This is a genomic window from Microbacterium sp. Bi128 (assembly GCF_918698205.1).
Map to the genome: position 1 here is coordinate 1 of NZ_CAKKMM010000633.1, position 2,834 is coordinate 2,834.

The 2,834-nt window shown below is 71.4% G+C and carries 3 protein-coding genes; 1 reads left to right on the forward strand and 2 read right to left on the reverse strand.

Annotated features, from left to right (window positions below; translation table 11 throughout):
- Together LQV45_RS24050 and rsmI are read right to left on the reverse strand one after the other, a co-directional pair.
- Window positions 1–408: class I tRNA ligase family protein (locus tag LQV45_RS24050; RefSeq protein WP_230009141.1), on the reverse strand; the 408-nt coding region annotated here is incomplete at its 3' end.
- 48 nt (window positions 409–456) lie between these two features.
- Window positions 457–1,275 carry a 16S rRNA (cytidine(1402)-2'-O)-methyltransferase gene (gene rsmI / locus LQV45_RS24055; RefSeq protein ID WP_230009142.1) on the reverse strand — a complete coding sequence of 273 codons (819 nt, stop codon included), beginning with the start codon at window positions 1,273–1,275 and terminating at the stop codon, window positions 457–459.
- Window positions 1,276–1,297: 22 nt separating this feature from the next.
- Here rsmI and LQV45_RS24060 point away from each other — a divergent pair.
- The coding region (locus LQV45_RS24060) for a dolichyl-phosphate-mannose--protein mannosyltransferase (RefSeq protein ID WP_230009143.1) at window positions 1,298–2,834 on the forward strand (1,537 nt) is incomplete at its 3' end.

Sequence of the window (2,834 nt, forward strand, 5' to 3'; positions counted from 1 at the left end):
GAACTCCTCGCACCCGACGCAGTACAGCGCCTCGAACTCGCCCGCGTAGATGTAGCCCCGGTCGTACAGCGCCTGCACGAACTTGGCCACGCGCTCCTCGTGACGCGGCTGGCTCGTGCGGATGAAGTCGTCGTTGGCGACGTCGAGCGTCTTCAGCAGCGGGAACCACGACTCGCCCACGAGCTTGTCGACCCACTCCTGCGGCGTGTGGCCGTTGGCGGCGGCGGCGCGCATCATCTTCTGGCCGTGCTCGTCGGTGCCCGTCAGCATCCAGGTGTCGTCACCGGCCTGACGGTGCCAGCGCGCGAGGGCGTCGACCGCCACGGTCGTGTAGCCGTGGCCGATGTGGGGCACGTCGCTCGGGTAGTAGATCGGCGTGGTGATGTAGAAAGATCGGCCGGAAGTCACCCCAGGATTCTACGGGGGACGGCTCCGCCCTCCGGCCGGTGTGACGCGTCAGCCCTTGACCGCGAGCGCCGCCTGGTACAGCTCGCGCGAGGAATGCCCCGTGAGCGACGCGACCTCGGCCGCGGCCTCCTTGAGCCGCGTCCCGCTGCGCACCAGTTCGAGCACCTGGGTCACGGCATCCGGGAACGCCACCTCGCGCGCCGACGCGCCGCCGACGACGATCGCGATCTCGCCCCGGACGCCCTCGGCGGCCCAGGCGGCGAGCTCGGCCAGAGTGCCGCGCTTCACCTCTTCGTAGAGCTTGGTCAGCTCGCGGCAGACGGCCGCAGGGCGATCGGCGCCGAAGGCGGTCGCCATGTCGTCGAGGGTGGATGCCAGCCGCGAGGGCGACTCGAAGAAGACGAGGGTCCGCTCCTCCGACGCCAGCTGCGCGAAGGCCTTGCGGCGGTCGCCGGGCTTGCGGCGAGGGAACCCCTCGAAAGCGAAACGGTCGGTCGGCAGCCCCGAGACCGCGAGGGCCGTGACCACGGCGCTCGGCCCCGGAAGGACCGTGACGGTGACGCCCGCGGCGGCGGCCGCGGCGACCAGACCGTAGCCGGGGTCGCTCACGGTGGGCATGCCGGCGTCGCTCAGGACGAGCAGGTCGTCCTCGCGGGCCAGCTCGACCAGCTCGGCGGCGCGTTCCTTCTCGTTGTGGTCGTGCAGGGCCAGCAGACGCGGCCGATTGCTCACGCCGAGACCCGCCAGCAGGCGCTGCGTCGTGCGGGTGTCCTCGGCGGCGATGACGGTCGCGTTCTCGAGGGCCTCGACCAGGCGGCGAGACGCATCACCCAGGTTGCCGATGGGGGTCGCCGCGAGGATGATCACCGCCTCACCTTATGCTGGGGGCGTGAGTGCCGTCCTGCCGCCCGCTACGACCGCGGAGCCGGCGACGCGCCTGGACCGCTGGCGCGAAGCACTGCGGGAGAGTCCCGGCGGCCTGCGGATGTGGCGCTGGCTGGCTCCCGCGCTGATCACGGTGTTCGCCTTCGTCGTGCGCGTGGTCAACCTCGGCGACCCGCACCAGCTGATCTTCGACGAGACGTACTACGTCAAGGACTCGTGGAGCCAGTGGGTGCTCGGCTTCCCGTCGACGTGGCCCGAGGGCGCGGACGCACGGTTCGCCGCCGGCGACACCGGTTTCTTCACCGGCGTCGGCAGCTACGTGGTGCATCCCCCGCTCGGCCGCGTGTTCATCGGAGCGGGCATGGCCCTCTTCGGCGCGGACACCGCGACCGGCTGGCGGATCGCCGCGGTCGTGTTCGGCACGGCCACGGTCCTCGCGGTGTACCTCTTCGCGCGGACGCTGACCGGATCGATCGTCTTCGCCTCCGTGGCATCCGGGCTCATGGCCATCGACGGACTCGGGATCGTGCTGAGCCGCGTGGCGCTGCTCGATGTCTTCCTGACGTTCTTCATCGTGCTCGCCCTGTGGTTCGTGGCGCTGGACCGACGCCGGTCGCTCGACCGCTGGGCCTCGCGCGAGGCGGCGGGGGCGACGTGGGGCCCGATGTTCTGGAACCGGCCGTGGCTCGTCGCGGCCGGGGCCGCCGCCGGCGCGGCGACCGCCGTGAAGTGGTCGGGGCTCTACGTCATCGCCGCGATCGGCGTGTACGTCGTCGTCTCGGACGCCCTGGCCCGCCGCCGCGCGGGCGTCACGCAGTGGCCCATGGATGCCGTCCGCCAGGGCCTCGTGTCGTTCGTCCTGCTCGTCCCGGTCGCCGCGGTGGTCTACCTGACGAGCTGGTCGGGGTGGCTGTTCACCGACGGCGGCTACAGCCGGCACGCGCTCGACACCATGCCGGCCGAGGGATTCTGGGCCTGGGTGCCGCTGCCGCTGCAGAACCTCTGGGCCTACCACGAGGCGATGTACGCCTTCCACGTCGGGCTCGCCACGCCGCACAGCTACGCCAGCCCCGCGTGGCAGTGGCCGCTTCTCGTTCGGCCCACCTCGATGTACTGGCACCAGGACACGGTCGGGCAGAACGGATGCCAGCTCCCCGGCGGCTGCACCGAGGCGATCTCGAGCATCGACAACCCGCTGCTGTGGTGGGCCGGCATCGCCGCATCGGTGTACCTGCTCGTGCGCTTCGTGCTCGTCCGCGACGGACGCTACGCGCTCGTGCTCACGGGCCTCGCGGCGACCTACGTGCCGTGGCTGCTGTACCCCGAGCGCACGATCTTCCAGTTCTACACGGTGGCGATGGTGCCCTTCCTCGTGCTGGCCCTGGCGTTCGCGCTGCGCGACATCGCCCGTGGGCCGGGGTCGATGACACGCGCGAGCGGTCAGGCGTGGGTCGTGGTGTTCCTCGCGCTGTGCGTGCTGCTCTCGGCCTTCTGGTACCCGGTCTGGACGGCGGTGCCGCTGCGGTATGAGTTCTGGCGCC